The organism is Leuconostoc lactis KCTC 3528 = DSM 20202, from assembly GCF_014651235.1.
GTDB classification, from domain to species: domain Bacteria; phylum Bacillota; class Bacilli; order Lactobacillales; family Lactobacillaceae; genus Leuconostoc; species Leuconostoc lactis.
In genome coordinates, this window is record NZ_BMWM01000027.1 from 1 (window position 1) to 21,466 (window position 21,466).

Annotated in this window: 22 protein-coding genes; 1 reads left to right on the forward strand and 21 read right to left on the reverse strand. The window is 40.9% G+C overall.

The annotated features are described in order from the left end of the window. Positions 1–117: 117 nt before the first annotated feature. From IE039_RS07135 to IE039_RS07235, 21 genes are all read right to left on the reverse strand, one after another. Entirely contained in the window at positions 118–423 is a 306-nt protein-coding gene (locus IE039_RS07135; RefSeq protein ID WP_010004955.1) for an ATP synthase F0 subunit 8, read from the reverse strand. Between the two features lie 9 nt (positions 424–432). Further along, positions 433–1,530 carry a GH25 family lysozyme gene (locus IE039_RS07140; protein ID WP_010004953.1) on the reverse strand — a complete coding sequence of 366 codons (1,098 nt, stop codon included), beginning with the start codon at positions 1,528–1,530 and terminating at the stop codon, positions 433–435. 45 nt (positions 1,531–1,575) lie between these two features. Continuing rightward, entirely contained in the window at positions 1,576–1,842 is a 267-nt protein-coding gene (locus tag IE039_RS07145; RefSeq protein WP_010004951.1) for a hypothetical protein, read from the reverse strand. A gap of 1 nt (position 1,843) precedes the next feature. Next, positions 1,844–2,080, reverse strand: coding sequence for a hypothetical protein (locus tag IE039_RS07150; protein WP_010004950.1), 237 nt, complete (start codon positions 2,078–2,080; stop codon positions 1,844–1,846). Positions 2,081–2,082: 2 nt separating this feature from the next. Next, positions 2,083–2,478, reverse strand: coding sequence for a hypothetical protein (locus IE039_RS07155; RefSeq protein ID WP_019041269.1), 396 nt, complete (start codon positions 2,476–2,478; stop codon positions 2,083–2,085). A 13-nt stretch (positions 2,479–2,491) separates the two neighbouring features. Continuing rightward, a complete protein-coding gene (locus IE039_RS07160) occupies positions 2,492–7,336 on the reverse strand; it encodes a phage tail spike protein (protein WP_189428954.1) in 4,845 nt (1,614 codons plus the stop codon). Continuing rightward, the gene (locus IE039_RS07165) at positions 7,333–8,139 is read right to left on the reverse strand and encodes a distal tail protein Dit (RefSeq protein WP_189428955.1); all 807 of its coding nucleotides are present in this window, start codon (positions 8,137–8,139) and stop codon (positions 7,333–7,335) included. The genes IE039_RS07160 and IE039_RS07165 overlap by 4 nt, the downstream gene beginning before the upstream one ends. A gap of 18 nt (positions 8,140–8,157) precedes the next feature. Then, positions 8,158–11,958, reverse strand: a complete 3,801-nt coding sequence (locus tag IE039_RS07170; RefSeq protein WP_189428956.1) for a phage tail tape measure protein — start codon at positions 11,956–11,958, stop codon at positions 8,158–8,160. Then, positions 11,959–12,273, reverse strand: coding sequence for a hypothetical protein (locus IE039_RS07175; protein WP_059442617.1), 315 nt, complete (start codon positions 12,271–12,273; stop codon positions 11,959–11,961). A 113-nt stretch (positions 12,274–12,386) separates the two neighbouring features. Then, the gene (locus IE039_RS07180; RefSeq protein ID WP_004912507.1) at positions 12,387–12,725 is read right to left on the reverse strand and encodes a tail assembly chaperone; all 339 of its coding nucleotides are present in this window, start codon (positions 12,723–12,725) and stop codon (positions 12,387–12,389) included. A 70-nt stretch (positions 12,726–12,795) separates the two neighbouring features. After that, entirely contained in the window at positions 12,796–13,386 is a 591-nt protein-coding gene (locus tag IE039_RS07185) for a phage major tail protein, TP901-1 family (protein WP_010003727.1), read from the reverse strand. Positions 13,387–13,399: 13 nt separating this feature from the next. Next, complete coding sequence (gp17, locus tag IE039_RS07190; RefSeq protein WP_189428957.1) at positions 13,400–13,795, reverse strand: tail completion protein gp17; 396 nt, start codon at positions 13,793–13,795, stop codon at positions 13,400–13,402. Continuing rightward, the gene (locus IE039_RS07195; protein ID WP_189428958.1) at positions 13,792–14,151 is read right to left on the reverse strand and encodes an HK97-gp10 family putative phage morphogenesis protein; all 360 of its coding nucleotides are present in this window, start codon (positions 14,149–14,151) and stop codon (positions 13,792–13,794) included. Before IE039_RS07195 ends, gp17 begins: the two co-directional genes overlap by 4 nt. After that, positions 14,144–14,455: a hypothetical protein gene (locus tag IE039_RS07200; protein WP_010003666.1), complete on the reverse strand. Its 312-nt coding sequence runs from the start codon at positions 14,453–14,455 to the stop codon at positions 14,144–14,146. The genes IE039_RS07195 and IE039_RS07200 overlap by 8 nt, the downstream gene beginning before the upstream one ends. A gap of 8 nt (positions 14,456–14,463) precedes the next feature. Continuing rightward, on the reverse strand, positions 14,464–14,802 hold the full coding sequence (locus IE039_RS07205; protein WP_010003667.1) for a phage head-tail connector protein: 339 nt from the start codon (positions 14,800–14,802) through the stop codon (positions 14,464–14,466). A 187-nt stretch (positions 14,803–14,989) separates the two neighbouring features. Next, a complete protein-coding gene (locus IE039_RS07210) occupies positions 14,990–15,808 on the reverse strand; it encodes a N4-gp56 family major capsid protein (protein WP_010003668.1) in 819 nt (272 codons plus the stop codon). A gap of 4 nt (positions 15,809–15,812) precedes the next feature. After that, positions 15,813–16,397, reverse strand: coding sequence for a DUF4355 domain-containing protein (locus tag IE039_RS07215; RefSeq protein ID WP_189428959.1), 585 nt, complete (start codon positions 16,395–16,397; stop codon positions 15,813–15,815). Between the two features lie 168 nt (positions 16,398–16,565). Further along, positions 16,566–17,510, reverse strand: a complete 945-nt coding sequence (locus tag IE039_RS07220; protein WP_019040933.1) for a minor capsid protein — start codon at positions 17,508–17,510, stop codon at positions 16,566–16,568. Beyond that, positions 17,485–18,993: a phage portal protein gene (locus tag IE039_RS07225; protein WP_010002183.1), complete on the reverse strand. Its 1,509-nt coding sequence runs from the start codon at positions 18,991–18,993 to the stop codon at positions 17,485–17,487. The genes IE039_RS07220 and IE039_RS07225 overlap by 26 nt, the downstream gene beginning before the upstream one ends. 10 nt (positions 18,994–19,003) lie before the next feature. Further along, positions 19,004–20,296 carry a PBSX family phage terminase large subunit gene (locus IE039_RS07230; protein WP_010001103.1) on the reverse strand — a complete coding sequence of 431 codons (1,293 nt, stop codon included), beginning with the start codon at positions 20,294–20,296 and terminating at the stop codon, positions 19,004–19,006. Next, positions 20,286–20,792, reverse strand: coding sequence for a terminase small subunit (locus IE039_RS07235; protein ID WP_019040654.1), 507 nt, complete (start codon positions 20,790–20,792; stop codon positions 20,286–20,288). Before IE039_RS07235 ends, IE039_RS07230 begins: the two co-directional genes overlap by 11 nt. A 98-nt stretch (positions 20,793–20,890) precedes the next feature. On the opposite strand from IE039_RS07235, the gene IE039_RS07240 reads away from it, so the two are divergent. Beyond that, a complete protein-coding gene (locus IE039_RS07240; protein ID WP_189428960.1) occupies positions 20,891–21,418 on the forward strand; it encodes a hypothetical protein in 528 nt (175 codons plus the stop codon). Positions 21,419–21,466 lie beyond the last annotated feature (48 nt).

Genomic DNA, 21,466 nt, shown 5'->3' on the forward strand with positions numbered 1-21,466 from the left:
ACACCAATCGAGATCTTCTTACTTAATCTACGTCACTAAATTCGTTCAAGTTATTTCTTGCAATCTGCCAAATAAAAAAGACCCAACCAGAATTTAATCTAGTTGGGTGGTTTTGTGTTATTCAGTTTTCTTATCTTCGGTTTTACCAAATCCGTTAGCAAAACCATCAATAATAGATATGATTGACTTCGTGGCTGTTTCGTTCAAGCCGGTTGATGCGAAACCAGCCCACACTCCGAGTACAACATCTTGTACAAGTTTGGTGTCATGTGTGTAGAATGATAAGCCAGTCGCGATCAACGCACCGACAACTACTGCGATCAGTGGCAAGAGATGATTAGCAACCTTAGTTGGCTTTAAAACTTGTACCACTAGCCAAGTTACTAGCAAAATTGCGATATTAGCATCTACGTTAAATGTCATTTTATCTCCTTATTTGATTGTTGCGAATGACTTCATCATCCAAACGGGTTCACCATTCATTTGCACTTCAACTGCCGTAGCTGTTTGGCTTAGCACCTTATACTTGCCGTCAAGCGTAAAGTATTCCATACGTCCGTTGTTCCCTTGAATGTATTGATTACGTAGCTTGTGACCGTATTTATCAGTCAAAGTAATAGCGCCGACAGGCATATAGTTGTTGTAGTCAATGACCGGAATACCCATGTCTTTGTTGACACCATAATACTTGCCCTGCCACTTCTTCCAAACATCAGCCACATAAACGCCGCTAAATGTCGCATATTGCGTCTTATCAGCGGTTGCTGCTGGTTGTTCATCAGTTGGGCGGTTAGTTGGCTTAGCTACTTCTTCCGCTGGTGTGTTGTTATCCAACGAACCCACAACCATAACGTTACCGTCAACACCAAAGTGATTATCAGCATATTGCCAAATCTTGACGTTGCTCATATTTGGGAAGTATTGCATAGGTGGCATTGCTTGATGTGCTGTCGTGAGATACCAAGCAATCCACAAAGCATTTGGATAACGTGCATTTACTCTTGATAAGTCAATGTGAGCATTCACATAATAAGTACCAGAATAAAGCATTGGTTTATAACCAGCTGCGTAAATCGCGTCCATGAACGTCAAAATAGCTGTGGTGTTGTTAGCCTTGTTAGCACCAGCACCTGCTTCATAATCCAAAGCAATGTAACTGCCCTTAGCAAGTCCTGCATTTTGTGCGTCTTGTACAGCTAGTTGTGCATGATAACTTGCCTCACTCACTGAATCACCAAACTCGCCCCAGAAATAGCCACCGGTTTGCATACCAACGGCATCAGCGTTATGAATTTGTGCGTAGGCTTTAGGATTGACGTAATGGCTACCCTCACCACCGCCACGTCCGCCTAACTTAACCATAGTGAACTTATCGCCATAACTCTTAAACTGGCTGAAATAGCTTGTTGTTGTGCCTTGATAACTGGCAACGTCAATACCTAATGTATTGGCTGATGCGCCTGAAATCGTGACAACTAAAAAGGCAACTGCTCCAATAGAAGCAATCACCCATCGTTTTAATTTATTCAATTTTCATACCTCCCCGTGGCTAGGCATTACGCTTAGCTTCGTGTTCTACTTATCGTTTTTATTAAACAACGTGTGGATCTGTTCACCGTGAGTAGCCAAAGTAACATCATGTTGACTAAGATGTTTACTAATCTCATCAATTTCAGTCTGACTTTTCGACAGCGCTGTGTTTAATGTTCCAAAGTTTCCGTTTAATTCACTGATTTGCGCGCTCAACGGATTAACTATCCAAACCTTTACAACCGCCGTCAAAACAGTAACTACTGTACTACCCACCGCTATCCACCCTAAAACGTCATGTGGGAATTCCATATTATACCTCCGTTGTTTTCGCCGGAGCTTCTGCGATAAGCGCTTGAATTTTCTTCTTAGCTGCTGCCTTGATGTCATCTTCTGATGATGTCAAACTAATACCGTCTTCTGGTGTCACCTGCAAATTACCATTCAAGCTATTTGGAAATGTGCCTGCATTAAATGAAACTGACGCGTACTTCAATGTCAACTTACCGTCAACGAAACTAAATTGTAAATCTCCAACTGTCATATTCATGATTATTTCTCCTCTTCTAATGCGCTTAACAAAATATCGTATGCTTCTGCGTCTTGATTGCTCAACTCTTTGTCATAGCTTTCAAGCGCAGTTTTTAAACGGTTAAACTGGTCTTGTGTGGTTTCTGTAAACACCGCTGACTCTTCGTGAAGCTCCAACATAGCTTTGTTGAAAGCCGCTTTATCATCTTGTCGCTCCTTGTCGAACTTAACTGCACCGTCTTGTAAAACCTCACCGCCATACTCTTTCACCAAATCAGACTCATCTGATTGCATCTCTTGAAACGCTTCTGCAATGGATTTATTTAGCTTCGTTCTGGCTCGTGATACAGCACCCACAAGGCTTGCACCGTTCAAAAAGTTATACACCTTGATTAAATCTTGTTTCTTAATATTCATATTGCTCTCCTTTTTATAGATCAATAGCTATAGATTTCTCGACAGTTCCATCGCTTCTTATGGAAGTGGGTATGCGTACAGTGCGTCCTACTAGTATTGAAAAGAAACCTCCTGCTTTAGCCCCGTTCACATTCCCTACATACAAATCATCCAAAATAGTTACACCTTGGTTAAACACGGGCATCAACTTGGTATCGGGTACCACCATTATTGATACGTGACCCGCATTAGTTGTGTTACCAAATTCAAGGTTATTAGCACCTGGTGACTTAATAGCAAAGTAATCGAACCCAACTCCGTTTTCTTTCCCTGTTCTTATTTCCATACCGTGAGCCGCAACTTGACCTGACTTACCTTTTATTGTGTCTGTACCATAATGGGCAATAGCGTAACCGTATCGTGAATCCGTGGTCTCAAAAGTTATTCCAGTTTTATCAAAAATCGTATCAAATCCATTTGCACTGAAACCCCCGATTTGCATACCATCCGAGGTAATTGATGTTGACTGATATTTACCGTTCCAATTAGACTGAATGAAGTTAGAAACATCTCCGGTAAGACTGTGTACGTCAAGGTTAATGATGTTGACTTTTGTTGCGTTCAATGTACCAGCGGTGATGTTTGTTGCATTGACTTTAACAGCGTCGACCTGCTTAGCCCAAAAATTACCGTCAACCGTTGTATCGGCTGTGATCGCTAAATTCTTACCAGCAATTTGAACACCAGAACTATCTTGATTGATTAAACTAATAATCTTGCCGTTGTTGTCTGTGATAGCTGAACTTATCTGTGTCGCCGTCTGTTTCTGAATACTTGAAGCTAACGTGCTACCTGTGATGATAGACGTTTTACTCAAAGCTGTTTGGAAGTCGGATGAGATGTTACCACTTGAATCACGCACGAAGTTAGATATGCCATCTGCGGTGCGTTTCACTTGTGAAACAGCTTCGGTTAGCTCACCAGTTTTCTTGTCATAATCTGTTTTAGAAACTTTTTCCGTGATGGAGTTAGCAGTTCGTTCTATACTGCTTTCAGCTGCTTCAACTCGTTTATCATTGCTTTTCTGATAATCACCAATGGTGCGTAAAGACTTATCTGCGGTGTCTTTGGCTTCATTTATGTTGCGTAATAATTCACCAGTCTTTTGGTCATAAACTGTTTTAGAAACTTTTTCAGTGATAGCGTCAGCATTGGCTTTTATATCAGCCTGTGCTTTGGTGATTATACCATCTGCACTTGTTAATTTACTAACTGCAGTTGATGCTTCATCAGCAGTTAGTTTTACTTTTGCTACGGTACTATCTACATCTTCAGGAGCTGGAACATGGTCAGTTGGCATTGTTCCTTTTTCAAGTTGAATGTTATCAACAACTTTCCAGCCGGCTGCGGAATCGGTTTTTACGAACCCAAATCGCAGTTTAGCTATCGCGGTGTCTTTTGATAATGAAAAAGTATTGAAAAATCTTTTCCATGTTTGTTGACCACCTGCCACAACATGATTCTGATGTGCCATCATTAGACTTCCGCCTAGAGCATTTCCTGTATCGTCATACATATAATCAGAAGCTTGTCCGTTAGCCGTTCCAGATGTCGAATAATAATAACTAATTGTCCACTTCTCATTAGCTAATATTTTAACCGGTGTGTCCAATGTATACATAACGTATTTATCGGATCCGCTAGCTGAATTGCCGTCATAGTAATAACCCATATATTTTCCAAATGGTTCTGGAAGTGTATTGGTTTTTGATACAACATTCATTCCTCTGCCGTTTCCGCTTTCAAAACCACTATCGACTATATAATTCCTACCGCCGATAGCAAGATTATTAACCTTAGTAACAGTGGCGTCAAAACCATCAGCCCTCTGTTGTAACGTACTGATTGAGCCCTTAGCCTTACCTAAGTCCGTCTGTAAGTTACTTACTGTTGTCTTAGTCCCATTGGCATCACTTTCAATGGTGGTCATACGGGCATCTTGCTTGGTGTTGTCAGACTTGATGGCCACAATGTCTTGCTTACTGGTGTTGGCCGTGGCTGTAGTCGTGTTGAGGTCTGTCTGTAATTGACCTGTCTTGGCGTCATAAACCGTCTGACTAACTTTGGTAGCAATTGCATTGGTATTAACCACAATATCCGCTTGAGCCTTAGCAACTTTGCCGTCATTTGTGGTCTTGTAAGTGCTAAATGATGAGCTTAGGCCATCAACTGTAGTAGAGATTGTAGCAATCTTGCCATCTTGGGCACCATTAGCATCTTGGATGTCGCTAATATCTTGCTTAGTGCCTGATACATCCGTTTTGATAGTGTTAATCTTAGTAGATTGTTTACCCTGCTCTGTCTGGATATCACTAATTGACTGCTTGGTACCTGATACATCACTAGTAAGGGTGTTAATCTTGGTATCTTGACTAGTATTAGTAGACTTAATGGCTACAATATCGGTAGAGGCTTGGTCTGCTGTTTGCTTAACAGCCGTGTACTTACTATCTAGGTCGCCTGTCTTTGTGTTGTAGTCAGTCTGTGAGACTTTTGTGGCTACTAAACCAAGTGCCTGAGTGGCATCTGATTGTGCTTTAGTCACCTTGCCATCATTTGTAGCTTGATACTGTGTCAATGACTGGCTAATAACGTTGTCTTTAGTCGTATAGTCTAAGACAATATCTTCAGGGGCTTGGGTGTAATCTGTGGCTTTTGTCCCCTGTTCTAATTTAGGTAGCTTGATATACACGTCAAGGGCTACGGTTGTGGCATCAAAGTAAAGGACAATGTTACTAGCTGTTGTTCTAGTTCCTGTTACCGTTACCCGTGTCCAGTCAGTTGGTACGTTACCAGTTTGGCCTTTAATAACTGAGTTTTCTATACCGACTTGCTTAAACACACCCGTACCCTTGATGTCAAAGCCCATAGCCCAAGGCTGTCCTACTGGGATAGCTGTGCTGGTATTGTTGGCAACATTAAAGTAAATACCCTTGTTGATACCACTTCCTGCTGGGGACATGATGTGGAACATATTAGTAGTGCTATCAAAGGCCTCTTTTGCGTTAGTCCCACCATTACTCGATACGGGCCAAAGTGTCTTAGAGTTAAGCAACAGGTTACGCCCGCCCACTTGTAAAGCATCTAACGCTGATTGTGCATCCGTCTTAGCTTGGTTAATAGCGCCTGTAGACTTAGCATCTAAATCAGTAATAGCTTTTTGGCGGTCTGTTACTTCCTTAGCAACTGCACCATTAGCTGTAGCAATTGCATCTGTCTTAGCCTGTGTAGCGTAACCTTGTGCTTTTGTGTCTAGGTCTGATACTGCCTTGGTACGGTCTGTTACTTCCTTGTTAATGCTTTTCGTTAAGTCTGTTTTAGCATCAGACAAGGCGTTCTGCGCTCGACTGAATAGAGATGCTGCTTCACTCTTAGCATTTGCCTCTGCTGTACTAGCTAGTGAAGCAGCCTGTGACTTTGCTGTTGCAATATCACTTGACAGACCCTGCTTCACTTCGTCAACGTGTGATTTTGCTTGTGAGACCGCGTCAGTGACAGCTTTAGCTATATCATCAGCGGTGGCCGGTGAAGCAAGCAACTCCCATATATTGCCATTCCAGCGGTATATTTCAGTCCCGCCATCTGGCAACTCTTTGAAGAATACATCTCCAACCTTGGGATTAGCAGGCTCTGTGTTACCAAACGTTGTGCTAGGTCTACCAATCTGGTTAATCGTCCACTGTGTTTGACTACTAGTAGTGTCTGCAACAGCATTCAAACTGTTGAGTTGTGAAGTGATACTATTTGAACTTAAATCATCACCAAGTGACAATTCTGTTTGGTCTGGTGATAACAGATCATACTTAACTTCAAACACGCGTGTCTTATAACTCAAGTCTCTATCGCCGTGCATGATTAAGACTGTGTCACCAAGTGATAGCCCACCAACATCAGCAACCGTAGCCGAATACTGAATTTGTGGGTGATTAACAGATTGAAGGGTTTTGTATGCTGAATTGATTAGAACATTGACATCATCAATATCATCATACGTTTGTAGTAACAGCCTAGCATTACCGTTAATCTGTCCCCATTCAGCCGTAGCGTCTGGGTCTGATAGAACGATTGAGCCTTTTGGCTTATCTAATGGATTACCTGCGGACTTTTTCCATTCAACGTCAGCAATGTTAATTCTGCGACCATAGCCATCAGGTGTATCAGCTTCTCCGTTGTCAATCTCTTCACCTTTACCACGAGGCAAGATAGCCGTGTATATACCTGAAGTATCGCTTTGACGTTCAACTGTTAGTAAGTTTGAACCACTTGCAAATACCTTTGAGGTATCTGCTCCCTGACGTGCTAGATAGTCCATATAACGCCCGCTAATGGCGTTTCCTTGTATCTCAATATAAAATACAATCTCACCGCCTAGCAGGTCTACAACTTTGCTGATGGCGCTTAATCTGTCAACGTAATAGAAATTAGTTGTCGCTGTGCCAGAAACGTTGACGTTGTTCAGCTCCCAATTTGAACCATCGAGTGCAATTTTCATCAGATTCAATGCACTCTGATTTTGTGGGCGCTTATCTTCAATATAACCATCAGTAGCCAACTCTTGATAAGCCAACTCATAGGCTGAATAGTCGATTGTTTCTGTGTTATCAACACGTTCGGTCAAACGCAACATAATAAACTTGCTGTCGTTTAATGGGTGCGGTGTCGCCACATACTTTGAACCGCTTGGCAACGCCTTGCTTGCAGGTAGTGAGAACTCAAACGTTGTTGCCGTGTTAATTTTAAAGTTTAGATGTGCTGCTGTGAAATCATCATTGGTCAGCACTTTTATAATTGCTTGTTTTTTATCAAAAATATAAATCATAGTGCTTTCACCCGATATGACAACACGATTGAGCTTGCCTGTGTACTAGTAATTTTCGTACCATTTTTAATCTTGGCTTCAAAAATATCACTGTTGTTGATGTCGATTGTTGCATTAACTGACTTTTTAACATTGGTGCTTGGTGTAAATTCCGTGACCGTCTTTTTTGTATAGTCAATTGTGTATACATTAGCCGCTTTGAACGATCCAACCAATGTCAACGTGTAACTGTCAACCGTTAGAACGATTTTAGAGACGTCCGCCTTGTTGGTTAAGACAATCGTGTCAAAGCCTTGTGCAAAGCTTAAAGACGTGTCATAAACGGTGATAGACGTTGTACCAGACGCACTCTTTGTAGCGCCGTACTTGTATGGATCTGACATTGTTATCTCAAACACACCGGTCGTTGATAATTGACCTGCATTATCCAAGTTGTTAGCAGTTACAGTGCCATATCTTGTGTAATTAGGTTCATCTGCAAAATTAAAAGCGACTTCATTGCCTTGTAGATACTTGTTTAAGGTATCGTTTAAGGTGTTGAAATCGCTATTTGTTTTAGCTGAAACCATATACTTCACGCTAATTTTGTTTGATTCTATCCTTGATGATAAAAATAAGTCGCCGTCTGCTAGTCCATTAGCTGTGGATAATGACCTTGTGAAGCTTGACCGTCCCTCAACGTTGAGAGTTTGATAGCCCACTAACTCACTATCCAATTTATGACCGTTGAACGTGATAGATTCACTTGGCAATGAAACTGACGAAGTCCCAACAGTCAGGTCTGTAAATTCATATAAGCTCAATGTGTGTCCTCCTTTCTGTTATAGTTGAACACTATTATTTCTTTTTAATAGCGCCGTTTTGCCTTGTTGATTGTTAATGTCATCAACATAAGCAGTGTAACCATGTTTATCAAATCCGATTGTGATATTAGCTGGTTGTGTCGTACTTGTATGATCTAATGTCATCACGCTTGAGTACGAACCACCAATATTATTGTTCAAAGCATTGATTGGGTCTCCAATGGCATTTGTTGCTAGATTTCCAACGCTTGTTGCTGCGTCTAAAATACTGCCAGCCATACCACTGACGTTTTTCTGTACTGTTTTGAAGTTATCGACCAGTCCAGCGTTCAAACCATTCATAATTGCGTTACCAGCTGGGATAAGTAACTTACGGTCATAACTGATTGGACCTTTATGTTGCCTTATCCATGAAGCGATACCACCAACAAACGACTGAACAGCGCCGTAAGCAGAACGTAATCCGCCTAAGAAGCCGTTCATAATAGCATTACCAGCTCCAAACAGACTAATTCTCATTATTCCATTGAGTACAGAATTACCAGCACCACTCCCTGCACCGTTTGCGCCACCATATCCGCTGACTATTCCTCTGATGAAAGTGGAAATAAGTTGTCCACCAGAACCGGCAACTTTTCCAAGTGCATATCCAACCCCATAAACAAATTTCATAACCGCTTGAACAGCTATATCGGTGATTTTAGGTATCGCATTAACAATACCTAAAATAAACTTTCCTAAAAGATTAACGCCTGCGTTTATAATTTTTCCTAAGTTGTTGGCAACTGAACCAATAAATGTGACGATCAAATTGACAACTACCGGTACTATTTTGGGGATTATATTTGAAATAGCGCTGATAAATGAAAGTATCAGATTCACTCCCGAATCGACAATTCGTGGCATGTTTTTTGCAACTGTGTCTAATATCGTTGTAATAAGAGTAACAACTGCTGGTATAACTTTCGGTACTGCCAAAGCTAGTCCAGAAACAATTGCCACAACCAAGTCAATACCGCTTTGTATTAGTGATGGCAGATTTTGAGCGACGGTTTCCATAAATGTTGCTAACATATTCATAACGGATGGCACCACCTGTGGAATAGCTTGTGTAATACCTGTAACTATGGCAACAATAACCGCCACACCTGCCGAAATCAATTGTGGCAATCTCGACGAAATTACCAATAGTATAGAAGTAACCATGTTTAGAAACTGATTAACAATGACAGGCGCTTTACTCATGATGGTTGATAAAAATCCCTCAACCATTTTTGCGAATCCAACTCCCACAGCTTCCATTGTTGTTGATATTGTTTTAGCGCTAACATTTGTGTTATTAAGCGCTGTTATAAGTGTTGCCAATCCTAATGAAGCAATACCAATTCCCACACCAATAGCTAATATAGCGGCACCAAACACAGCAATACCGACAGCACTAGCTGTTAATATAGGACCCAATAAAGCAAATACAGCAGCCAGTGCACCGATAACTACACCAAACGTAATCATTGTGGCTTGTCCTTGTTTACCTGTTGAAGCCAGAGCTGTAAACGCTAAAGCGGAGGCAGTTATACCACCTAACAGAACTCCAATACCAACTGCACCTGCGGTTAAACCTCTGCCAAATAGCGCGAATACCGCTGCCAGAGAACCAACGACCACACCAAATGTTTTCATAGTTGATGTCCCTTGTTCGCCTTGACTGGATAACTTAGATAATCCGTATGCTAAGACACCTAGTCCACCAGCTGCAATACCTATACCGGCACCAACCTCAAGAACTTTTGTAGCAAAACTTGAGAACGGTTTTTTTGCAGAACCAGCTGCATCGGCCGCTATCTTCGTTTTGTTTCCAAAAGGTAATATGTTCGATAACAATGAACCAAACACGCCCGTCAGTTTTTTTGCAGGTGATAATATAAGGCCTAAAATTTTAGGCATCATCTTCAATCCAATTGGAACTGATAATAATGCCGCAACTCCGAAAGCCGCCTGTAATCCCCTTCCAACGTTTGAACCCTTTCCGCCGATCTTGCCAAGTTCATCATAAACATTTTTGACACCGTCATAGAGTAGTTTTGCCGCGTCATAAGCACCTTTTAGGGAAACTTTTAAAATATCCCAAGACTTGGCAGCCGCACCACTATTAGATACTTTAACGGCTAATTTTCCAAAGATGTCAACAGCATTTGTAGCTACGTGCAAAATAGAATCCAGCACGTTGTGTATTGATGTAAATACCTTAACCCAGTTGACGCTATTTATGGCATTGGCAAGTTTATTACCAAAAGCCTCACCAACTGCTTGCATTACATTTGAAACAGTATCACCAAATGTTTTAATGCCATTGCTTGATTTTTTGGTTGCGGGGTTAAATACCTTATTGAAGGCGTCTCCAATTTTTTGAATCGCGTCTCTAAAAGGTTTTGAATATTTGTAGGCAAGGGATAACGCACTCGCCAATGCCCCTATTGCCAATAAGGCAAGACCTAGCGGGCTTATAAACAATGCCTTTAATGCTGTTCCAACGGTGCTCATAACACTTCCAATTTTTGTGGCAGCCGTTAGGAATGTTCCGGTAGCCAATGTTGCAGCGCCGATAACTGGTGTTAATCCCATTATTGTCCGAATACTATTACCAAAAGCACTCTTGGTGGTCGTAGCCCACTCTAATGCATTATTAATCATGTCTATGATTGAACCGATTACGCCAGCACTACCAGCCATAGCAGCGTTTCTTAAAGCTTCCCAGTTACCACCGACTTGTTCAATACTTGAACCCAAGTTTTTCTGCATTTCTGTTGCTTGTTCTTGCAAAAAATTTGTCGCCGTTTGCGTGCTTGATGACGCTTTGTTCATCTGGTCTGTAAATGCACTCCAACTTGTTGTGGCATTTCCTGTTGTGTCTTTAACAGACTTCATCAATGGCAAAATAGCAGCCATTCCAGATGTTCCAAACATTGTTTTAAGTGCAGCAGCTTTTTCTGATGAAGTCATATTTGACATTGAATCAGATAATTCATTCAAAATAGTTGGTAGAGGTTTCATGTTTCCTTGTGCGTCAGTCATTGAAACGCCCAAATCGTCCATGACGGCCTTACCCATCTTAGATGGCGCTTGCATAAGCAACAACGCGTGGTTAAGGTCTTGTGACGCCTGTGCTGCACTAAAACCTTTGTTAGTAAGCAATCCAATAGCTGTTGACGTTGTTTCCATGTCGATGCCAGCGTTTGAAGCAGTACCACCAATAGTAGCCAACGCCTGTTGCATGTCTTCGATTGAAGCGTTAGACAAGTTGGCGGTTTGTGTCAAAATGGCAGCTGCTCTTTGAGGGCTTTTTAATGAATCTCCCCAAATATTCATAGATTGCTGTACAACACTTGCTGTCGTTTGCAAATCAGCTCCAGCAGCCGTAGCAGCTTCAGCAATAGCTGGAAATTCTTTCTTAATTGTGCTAATTGAAGCACCATCACGCGCCATTGCAACCATAGCGTCTGCGGCATCTTGTGCGCTTATGGGTAAAACTGCACCCATGTGGTTGGCTACATCAGCTAATCCTTGAATATCTTTTGAAGTACCACCTGCAATAACAGCAGCTTTGTTCAAGGAAGATTGAAAGTCTCCAAAACTCTCGACGCTTTTTATTCCAATAGCGGTAACGGCCGCTCCGGCAATGGCCATGAATTTACCAACGTTCTCAAGAGATTGTTTTGATTTTCTTTCAAAATCAGACGCAGCTTGAGCTGCCTTTCCAAACGTTGAACTCAAATTCTTATCAACCGCAGATAACGTAGCTTGCACTGAATAACTTTCCATTTATTGTCCTCCTTTCCTCTTTTGTTTTAATTCTTGCAGCTTTGCGAAACGCTGTTGAATAAGCGCCTCTTCTTCTCGTTTACGTGTCAATTCTGAAGTATAATCACTCTCGAAACTTGCACGTATTTCATCTTCTTGTTCTGCTGTATTGTAGAAATCACTAAACTTTTGATAACGCGGCTTAGGGTGCTTGTCACTCCCTTTTGTAGCCTGTACAGTTTGGTTATACCAAGCGTGTAAAGCTATGTCTTCACGTCTCAAAGCCTGTTTAATAGCGTATGCTTCCATAGCTAGTTGATAATCAGGCAACGTCATAGTCTCGATTTCGTACATTTGATACACAGAAAAGCCTAGACGAGTGAGGCTGTTCAATACAATTTCATGATATGTTTGCTCACTAGTTTTGTATTCTCCTGTGTCCTCACCATCTAGGCTTGTGCGTTTTTTAAAGCCACCTTGATTGCATTGGCTGCTGACATTTCTTTAGTTACATCATCAAACAGCTTTTCAAGGTCACCATCATAGTCATCAATAAAGTTATCGACATCATCTTGTGATGGCCGGAATGCTTTGTTGGTTGAAGCAGCTGAATAAATAACATCTGCCAATACGGCTGGGTCTGCTGTGTTAAGTGCTGGGATAGACTTTGTAAGTCCCATACCAAATGAAGCACCATTCACGTCCAGACCTGCCACCTTATCCAATTCACGAACAAACTTCACGCCAAACTTCAATTCTACTTCTTTATTGTTGATTTTAACTTGCATAATTTCTCCTTTTATCGTCTCACTTCAATCGTCTCTGTCCTTGTGTTATTTAATCAATGTCCTACGGCTGCTATACTGCAGTTGACGTAACGGACGGAGCGCCATTCACGCCGCCGTCAGTCTCTTTAACCCAAGCTTTACCGCCATTGGTTTCTTTAAGACCGGTACCTGCAACTTTATCCAAGCCGCGGAATACATAGTCAACGTCACTTGACTGTTGTTCTGTTAGTGCAGTCCAGCCGCGCTTTGGTGTACCGTCAACAGAGAATGTAACATCACGAGTTGAGTTATCATCAGCATCGTTGTCATTGCTGTCTTCTGATACAGATGCTTGTACATACCATGAGAAATACTTGCCATCTGCACTCTTGCGGTCTTTGTGTACGATCCAAAATTCCATCTTGTCGCCATCTAGCAAACTGTCATAGAATGCGTCAGCAATCGCTGATGTGTTGTTAATAAACTCAATCTCAAGGTCTGTTGAAACACTTGATTGTGTATTAACGTTGCCATCTTTAGTCACGGTTGAGTCACTGTCTCGTGATGGGTCAAATGACAATGATGTTTGCCATGGGATAAGGTCGGCTGGCTTTTTTGCAGCGTCACTCAATTTACGTGCGAACGCTACTGCGTTGACACCTTTTAATGTTGATAATGTCATTAAATAATCTCCTTTAATCTACTGTAAATTCTAGTTGTATGTTAGCGCGCTGATACGTTGTATTTGGCACTGATGTATCAATAGACATCTGCATGTTTTGTTGGTTTGCTTGACCATAGAACGTGTAGCTGTCGGTTTTAATATATCCAATCGCCAGATTGTAAATGTAATCAGCTATTTCACTAACTTTTTTGCGTTGTTTCTTACTGCCCCACACGTCGATTGTTAAGAACACATGGTCATTGCGTGAATACTTAGTTGTCGCACTGGTTTGTTGTGTGTTACCAATCACCACAATTGGATAATCAACTGGTTCATCTTCAAGCGGTAAATAATCATAGACATTGTAGCCGTCACTCTGTAACAAGTCGTAGTAAGTATCGAACAGTATTTTTTGTGGACTAATCATTTGAGTAACTTCTCCAAATCTGACTTAAATACCGTCTTTTGTTTATTGAACACAGGTTTTAACAATGGTTCAGCAGCCATGAAACGAGTTCCTAATTCGGTATATTGGTTATACTCCATACCTAAGCCAGTTACACCGCTCATACCGTTATCATTGAATGAAACACCAATGCTTTTCTTGGTGTCTCCGGTTGAATAACCCTTTGTAAATACGCTTGAAGCATTAGACATCGCCTGTTGTTGCATTTGTGTGGTGTTACGTTTGACAACGCTCTTGATGTCACCAGCTGATGCACGAGATAACAGCGCTTTACTTAACTTATCAACGCCAGTAACAGAAAAACTTATATTACTCATTCATCTCACCTACAATCAACGTGTTGTTCTTCAATGGTTTCCTCGTTGTAATAGGCTTATACTTCTGTTCTAAGCCGTTTACAGTGAGATACGCCCATTTATAGTCAACGTCATTTACAAGCCGTATAACAAGGTTTTTGGTGGTGATGTCGCCGAAGTCATGCACGCTTGTTTCTGTGCCTGTTTCAGTAACATTAGCTATTGCTTCACCAACCAATTCAGGCCCGCCTACATAATCACCAACCTTTGGATCATAGTGTTCTTTGCCCTCTGAATAAAATTGAATATTGTCTGGAAATCTCATGTCGCCACCTAGATAAACAAAAAACGACCTGAATTGTTATCTTTCACGCCATTTTCATCTTTCCAAGCATCAATATCGTTTGCAAATTCATCGAAATCATTTGCACTAAATGTAATGCTTTGTCCCTCTTGTGTATACGAACTCATGCCCTCGTTAGCAAGCCGATTATAGCGCTTTACAGACACTTCAAGTGCAATATAGTCTAAGACATCAGGGATAGGGACACTATCCTTTAAACCTAATTTAAATGACAATGCTTGCGTTGTGTTTTTGATAATAAGATTGAGAATATCATCACGCTTATCATCTTTGATTTGTAGCATAGTTTTTAAATCGCTAAGTTCCAAATCATCACCTCCTTAATAGCCGCCCTTTGCAGTATTGTTTATTTATTAAGCGACATCATGTGACTATTCTGTCACCGTAACAGCAACACTAGCGTCTGAAGCATTGGTTGGGTTTGCAGCAGTCACTTGCTTAGTTGCACCAACTTTAATTGTTGCTGTCTTTTGACTTAATGTAATGCCATTAGCCTCAGCCTTTTGCTACAACAACCTTTGTTGGGTCGTACAAGTAAGCTGTGTAATGTTCATCGGCAGTCAACACAGTAGTCTTGTTGATGATGTTGCGTTGATTTTCCACTTCTGGCTCGCGCTTCAAAACCAATTTCAAAGCTGGAACACTTGGGTTTACCTTAATGTAGATAGCTTGTCCTGCTGTAACCTTGTTAGATTCGATGATTTGTACGCCAAGCACTGCAAACTTAGTGCCATTTACCAAAGCATTTTGTGAAACGTCTGAACCTGTACCCTCTGCACGTGCTGCCTTGCGCAATGCTGCTGCATCTGCTGGGTTAAACAAAGCTACAACAGGTGAATCGTCTTGATCGCTATTTTTTGCAAATAGTGTCAACGCTAATTGAACACCGTCTGATGTTGCAAAAAACTTAACTGTTTGTGAAGCTGTCAATGCAGCAGCCAAGATGTCATTATCAACCTTGTTAGCGATTGCCAAGCCTAATTGTTTTGTAGATTCGCCAACAGGGTCACCATATCCAGACATTACTGCTTCATCTGTAATCTCTGTACCTTTGGCAGCTTTCTTGATAGTAACGCTCTTAGTCGTTGTACCCAGCTTATCCAATGGGATTGCTTCACCTTCTGCAACGTCTTTTGCGTCACCAATGTAAGTGAATGCTGGGAACTTCAATGTGTCACCTGAACGTCCTTGCAGTGTTTTGTCAACACTTGCCAACGGTGTGAATCGCATTGCTTGATTAAATTCGTATGACACGATTGGTGCCAATACTTCTGGATTTACCAAATCTGCTAGTTTTGTTAATGTGTTAGACATTTATTTATTCTCCTGTAATCTGTTTAAATTGTTCTGGGTTGCTCTTTGAGAAAGCAACACGTTCTGCTGCGGTCATAGCGTTAAATTCCACCTTGCCAATATCACCACTGATTTTTGTTGCGTCATTCTTTGGTGGGTCTTGACGTAGTCGGTCTTTAACACCATCGTTGATACCTTGTTGAATTGCTTGTTGCAAGCTGTCAACAACGGTTGAGATTTCATCAGCATTGCCAAGTTTAACCAACGATTCAGCTAAATCAGTAGGCAATTCACGCTCTTTCAATAGGCTTGACACGTTGACCGTTAATTCACGTTGGTTTAATTCTTTTTCACGTGCTTCAAGGTCTGCAAGGCGTTGCTTTGCCTCTTCTTCAGCCTTTTCTTTAGCGGACATTGTAGCCAACTTCTCACCCTCTGTCTTGCCTTGTTGAATTGCTTCAGCCAACTGTTTTTCAAAGTCAGCCTTTTGTTTTTCCAAGACTTTTGCAGTGTGCTTATCCATCAAGCTGTCAAGTTCACTCTGCGTTAATGTCTTAGTCTCTTCGTTTTCCGGTTGTTTTGGTTCAACTGGCTCTTTTGGTTCTGTCATGATAATTTCTCCTTTGTATTAGTCCATAAACGTTGATTAGCGCTTATATTGCCCCATGCACGATTAAACCCACACACGACACGCTAACAACCCATACACGCTATGTAACAGCCTTTTAATGTCATGCTTAGGACAAAATAAAAACACCAACTTTCGTCAGTGTTCAAGTTATTCATAATAAGCTGCTAAACTGCAGCGGCAATTGGGGTGTTGAGGGTAATGTGGCTCATGATCTATTTTGTAGATACCTTCACCTCGTAAACCACCCTCTGAAGCAGCGACACAATAACGACATGCACGTGATTCAGCCATCCACTTGACATATTCAATGTCATTTTCACGGTAGCTGTCTTTCTGCGCTTGCCCTATCACTCGTGTAAACTCTGTTCGTGCTAATCGTTCGGTGATATACCTAGCGTTGTCTTTGTATTGACCGTTTAACAAACTTCGCAAACGTCTTGCAATCACGTTAGAGTTCTGTCCTTGAATGATATTGTTAGTCAGTAACACGTCTAATTCAGCCTTTAAACTGTCTGTGTTCTGCCATATTCTTTGACTAAAGTTAGCACCATCAACCTGTGCAGCCACTATCTTAAATAGCTTAGTGTGTGACATTGGTACGACTGTTGAAGCTAGAATACCAGCCTGACGTGCCTTTTCGGCGACATACTTGTCTGATAATTCTTGTTGTAGGTCAACGTCAGTATCAACACCAGCCTTAACCAGCGATAATGCAACTTGTGATTTGAGATATTCCAGCCTGTTGATACGCATTGTAGCGTTATAGACTTTCATTCTCCTGTTCACTTCGGCTGTAAAGTCTGTTTTAGCTGCGTTTCTACCTAACTTGTCACGCAGTTTGTTAGCGTATGCCACCAACTCTTTGGCTTCACGTTCATAAGCTGCAATGTCGGAATTTTCAACAATATTACGTTCAAAGCCACGTAATTCAAGTCTTGCATATTCGGCTTCAATCTTACGCGTAATATCATCAATGGCTAAATCATACCGTCTGACAATATCATCAGTGTTCGTAGCCTTGTTCATGTATGCTTGCTCTTGTTTGAGACGGTTTTCCCAATATTTATTAGTTTGTTTCGGTCTCTGTGCCATTTGCGTCATCTGCCTTTTCTGAATCTACTTGCACGCCATAACTATCTCTAGCTTGTTGTACCTGTGTAGCCTGCTCTTGCGCTAACAAATCAGTAATTTCACTAGGGTCAGTCACGTTTGGTAGGAACTGATACAGATACTCTTGTGGCACTCTAGCGCCTGCACTAACCACTTGTGCAATGGTTGTAACGTCATCAACCGGCATGTTATCCGTAAACACAAAGCTAATATCGTTAGGATCTACACTCATACCACTTGCTGATAGATTTTCTAATGCTTTGATGATGTTATAGCGTTGATACAAACCGACTTCAAAAGCCTTGCGTTTGGTACTTGCTAATTCAATCGTTCCCAACACCTTATACTTCATAGCAACACCACTAGCGTTACCTGCAAAGTTTTCATCTGTTAAATCAGGTGTATGTGAGAACTTATGAATATCATGCGCCAGCCTATCCTTGTATGCTTCTGTACCAGTCACATCATATTCTTTGTGGATATAGCCTGCGTCAACATTCGTCTGTTGACCTGTCATTGATACGCCAGACTTTAACAGCAACATGTTAGCCGACTTCATGGACTTCAACATTTCCATCTTGTCTTTTGCTAGCTGCATTGCTGCATTCTCGTCTGTTGGGTCAATGCCACTCATCATGCTTGAACCTTGCAACAATGTATCAATATCACCCTTGATGACAAGCATAGCGTCATTCAAATCAGTCATGTAGTTTGCTGTGTCTGATTGTGCTGCGTCATATAAATCAATTAGTGGGATAACGTTTTCAAAGTCACCAATTCTAAACTTATTGTTCTTGTACTCAATCATTGGGAACACGTACAGTTCACTTGCTTCATCTTGTACAGGTGTGCCACTAATTGAGGTTGGCCGATAGCTTGTGTATTCTGTGGCAGTCCACGTCTCAACACGATACTCGTTTGAGATAACATCATCATCAATGGTATCAATCAAGTGATAGCGCACTGCCATAATTGGTTGCGGCTCAACATCTAGTGAGTAGATGATAAACGTTTCTAGTGGGCTTAATGCTACGCTGTGTTCAATGTCATCATGTCCTCGGTAAACATACTCATAGGCACGTCCAAAACGTGTCATATCTAAGAATAAGTCACTGTTAATCTCATCAAAGTTGTTGATGTTTTCAACTGTATCAAGTCTCGCGTCATCATCATGTTGAACAGAAATGGCATTGCCAACGCTAAATGAGGTTTGAAAGTCAGCAATATATTTACCGAACGAATGTACAGCTCTGTGGTCTGCCTTGTCTTCATCAACACGGCGGCTCTCTTGTTCTAAAATACCAACATTCAACCCTTTGTAATACTCGTCTAACCTTTCAAGTCGTGGTCTCTGATACTGATTATGATGTTTGACAAACTGCATAACACGTTGTGGCGTCAGATTATCCAAGCTGTCTTGATAGATTAAATTAGCTTTTTGATTATCACTAAAAATCTTTTGCATTGTAACTCCTTTATAGTCCTAAATTCTTGACGGCTTGCGCACGTTCTTGATAGCTCATGTAGTGATTATTTGCAACGAACATGTATTGTTCCATTGCGTATCGTAGGGCATCAATAGCGTGGTTATTTTCATCTTTCGGCTTGTTTAACCAGTTACCCAGCTTGTCTTTGTCATACACATAAGTGTTCATCTCACTTAATAGTCCTTTAACTCTTGGGTGGATAACATAGTGATAACTCTGCATGTACTGCACGCCTTGAATCACACTGTCTTTACCCTTACCAGCCGTACGTAGATTGGGTACACCGTAAACACTGGCTAATTCAGTTGTTAAACGCTGCTCTGCGCTATCCGCTGTGATTGGCAAGCCATAAGCCTTATGTTGTGCTAATGCCTGTGCAATCATTTGTGTGAGCATACCTTGTTGATAGAACTCATCATAGACATACACAACTCTGTTTGTTTGGTCTATTGCCATGAACTCACCAGCGGTTGGATCGTGTTTAAATCCAAAGTCCAGTCCAATTGACTTAGGCAACTTAGCAATCTCTTCCATGCTGAAATCTCGTTGTTCAAACAAACCATCAAACACAAGTCCCTCTGATATACCCCAGTCACCAAACACGGCAACTTTTGCACGATTAGGGTTGCGCACCACCATTTCTTTCATAGCCTCGATAAAGTCATCGTTCAGATGATGATTATTCTTATATGTGGTTGTAAACGCTAGTGTATTGTTGCGCCTTGTATCAACATCAAAGAACTCACGCTTTAACCAATGTCTGTCACTCCACGGGTTAAATGTAATGACATGCTGATAAAAGCCACCAATAGGCAACTCACCACGCATAGATTCAATCACAGTCTGAAATGAATCATCACTTTTTAACTCATAGGCTTCTTCCCACCAGCTACGACATATCTTTCCAACCGTTGTTGTGATAGATGTGATTTTCAAAGGATCGTCCATTGAACGGAAAAACACCTTTTGTTGTGTCGGCTTGTAAGTTATTTCAAGCGGGCTAACGGTGAATTTGAAGTAATCATCTAGTCCCATGTAGTGAACAGCCCACTTAATAATGGCAAACGTACTATCTTTCTGTGTATTCTGGAATTGTCTAACGACAAGCCAATTAACATACGGATAGCGCAATATATCAATCACAACCTTGAATGCGGTGGCTACTGACTTACCACTAGCACGTGCACCTTTCAATGCAATATACTGTTGTTTTGATGTGTACAGCTTGTAATATGCCTTATCAACCATTTCAGGAACATCAATCACTAAATCATTCGCCATTGTTGTCCTCCTGCTCTGGTATCACAATATTCACATTGACGTTGCTGTTTTGTTCGCCCTCTGCCATGCGTTTAGCTTGTATCTGTGCCACGTCTGCTTCAGCACTCAACTTACGTATCTGCTGTTCGATGAGCTTATCGTTGTTGGGATAACGTTTAAGTATCTCTTTCAATGCACTAATTCTTGTCTTTAAATCTGCTTCTTTCTCGACTTTCTCAACACTCACAGGAGTTGCCACAACGACCGTTTCTTTCTCTTCACCTCTAGCTATACTAGTAAGTAATTCAACGGCTTCTGTGTAGCTCATAACACGGTTTGACGCTATTTCAGCCATGCACTTTTCTATGTATTGCTTTAATGTAGTATTTTGTAGTAACTTTGGTGCATTTGTATTAGCGTACTTTTTACTATAACCAGCTTCAATCGCTGACTGCGTTGCGTTTCCAGTCTTGATATACTCATCAGCAAACTTCTTCTGCTTTGGCGTTAATTTCATGTCATTGTGTCACCTCCTTTCAAAGTTTTAATGAAAATAAATAATGGAAATAGTATTATTAATAATGTATTAAAAATAAAAACATGGAGATATCGGAAATGACACAATCACATATCAAAAAGACACTCATTGGTTTACTTTCACTAATAGCCTTTTATGTTTATCAATCATTAAGTTTTAGACAAACAATTTTATCGGGAACACCAGGTAATAATCGCAGTGACCATATTTTAAATCTTGTGGTTTACATGGTCATCATGTTGTTAGAATTTTTTATTTTAATTTTAGGATACGACACGATAGTTAATATTTTCAGCCCAGAATTTATGAAGGATTACTATCAAAGAGTTGCCATTTCTTCTCTAATAACAACTGCCGTTTCTGCAGTAATTGGAGCACAAATATTTAATAATAATTTTGTGAATGTAGTAACCGAATATTTTAAAACGAACAAATATAACCATACAAACAATTTTTATTTGCTAAACGAAAAACTAAGCTCGACATCAAATGTTTTTTGGCTAACTCTAATGTGCGCACTATTTGCTGTTTCTTTGGTTATTTTTGTATTGGCTCTTGCTGAGGCAATTTCTGAATCTATTAAAAAGGCAGATTGCAAGAAATAACTTGAACGAATTTAGTGACGTAGATTAAGTAAGAAGATCTCGATTGGT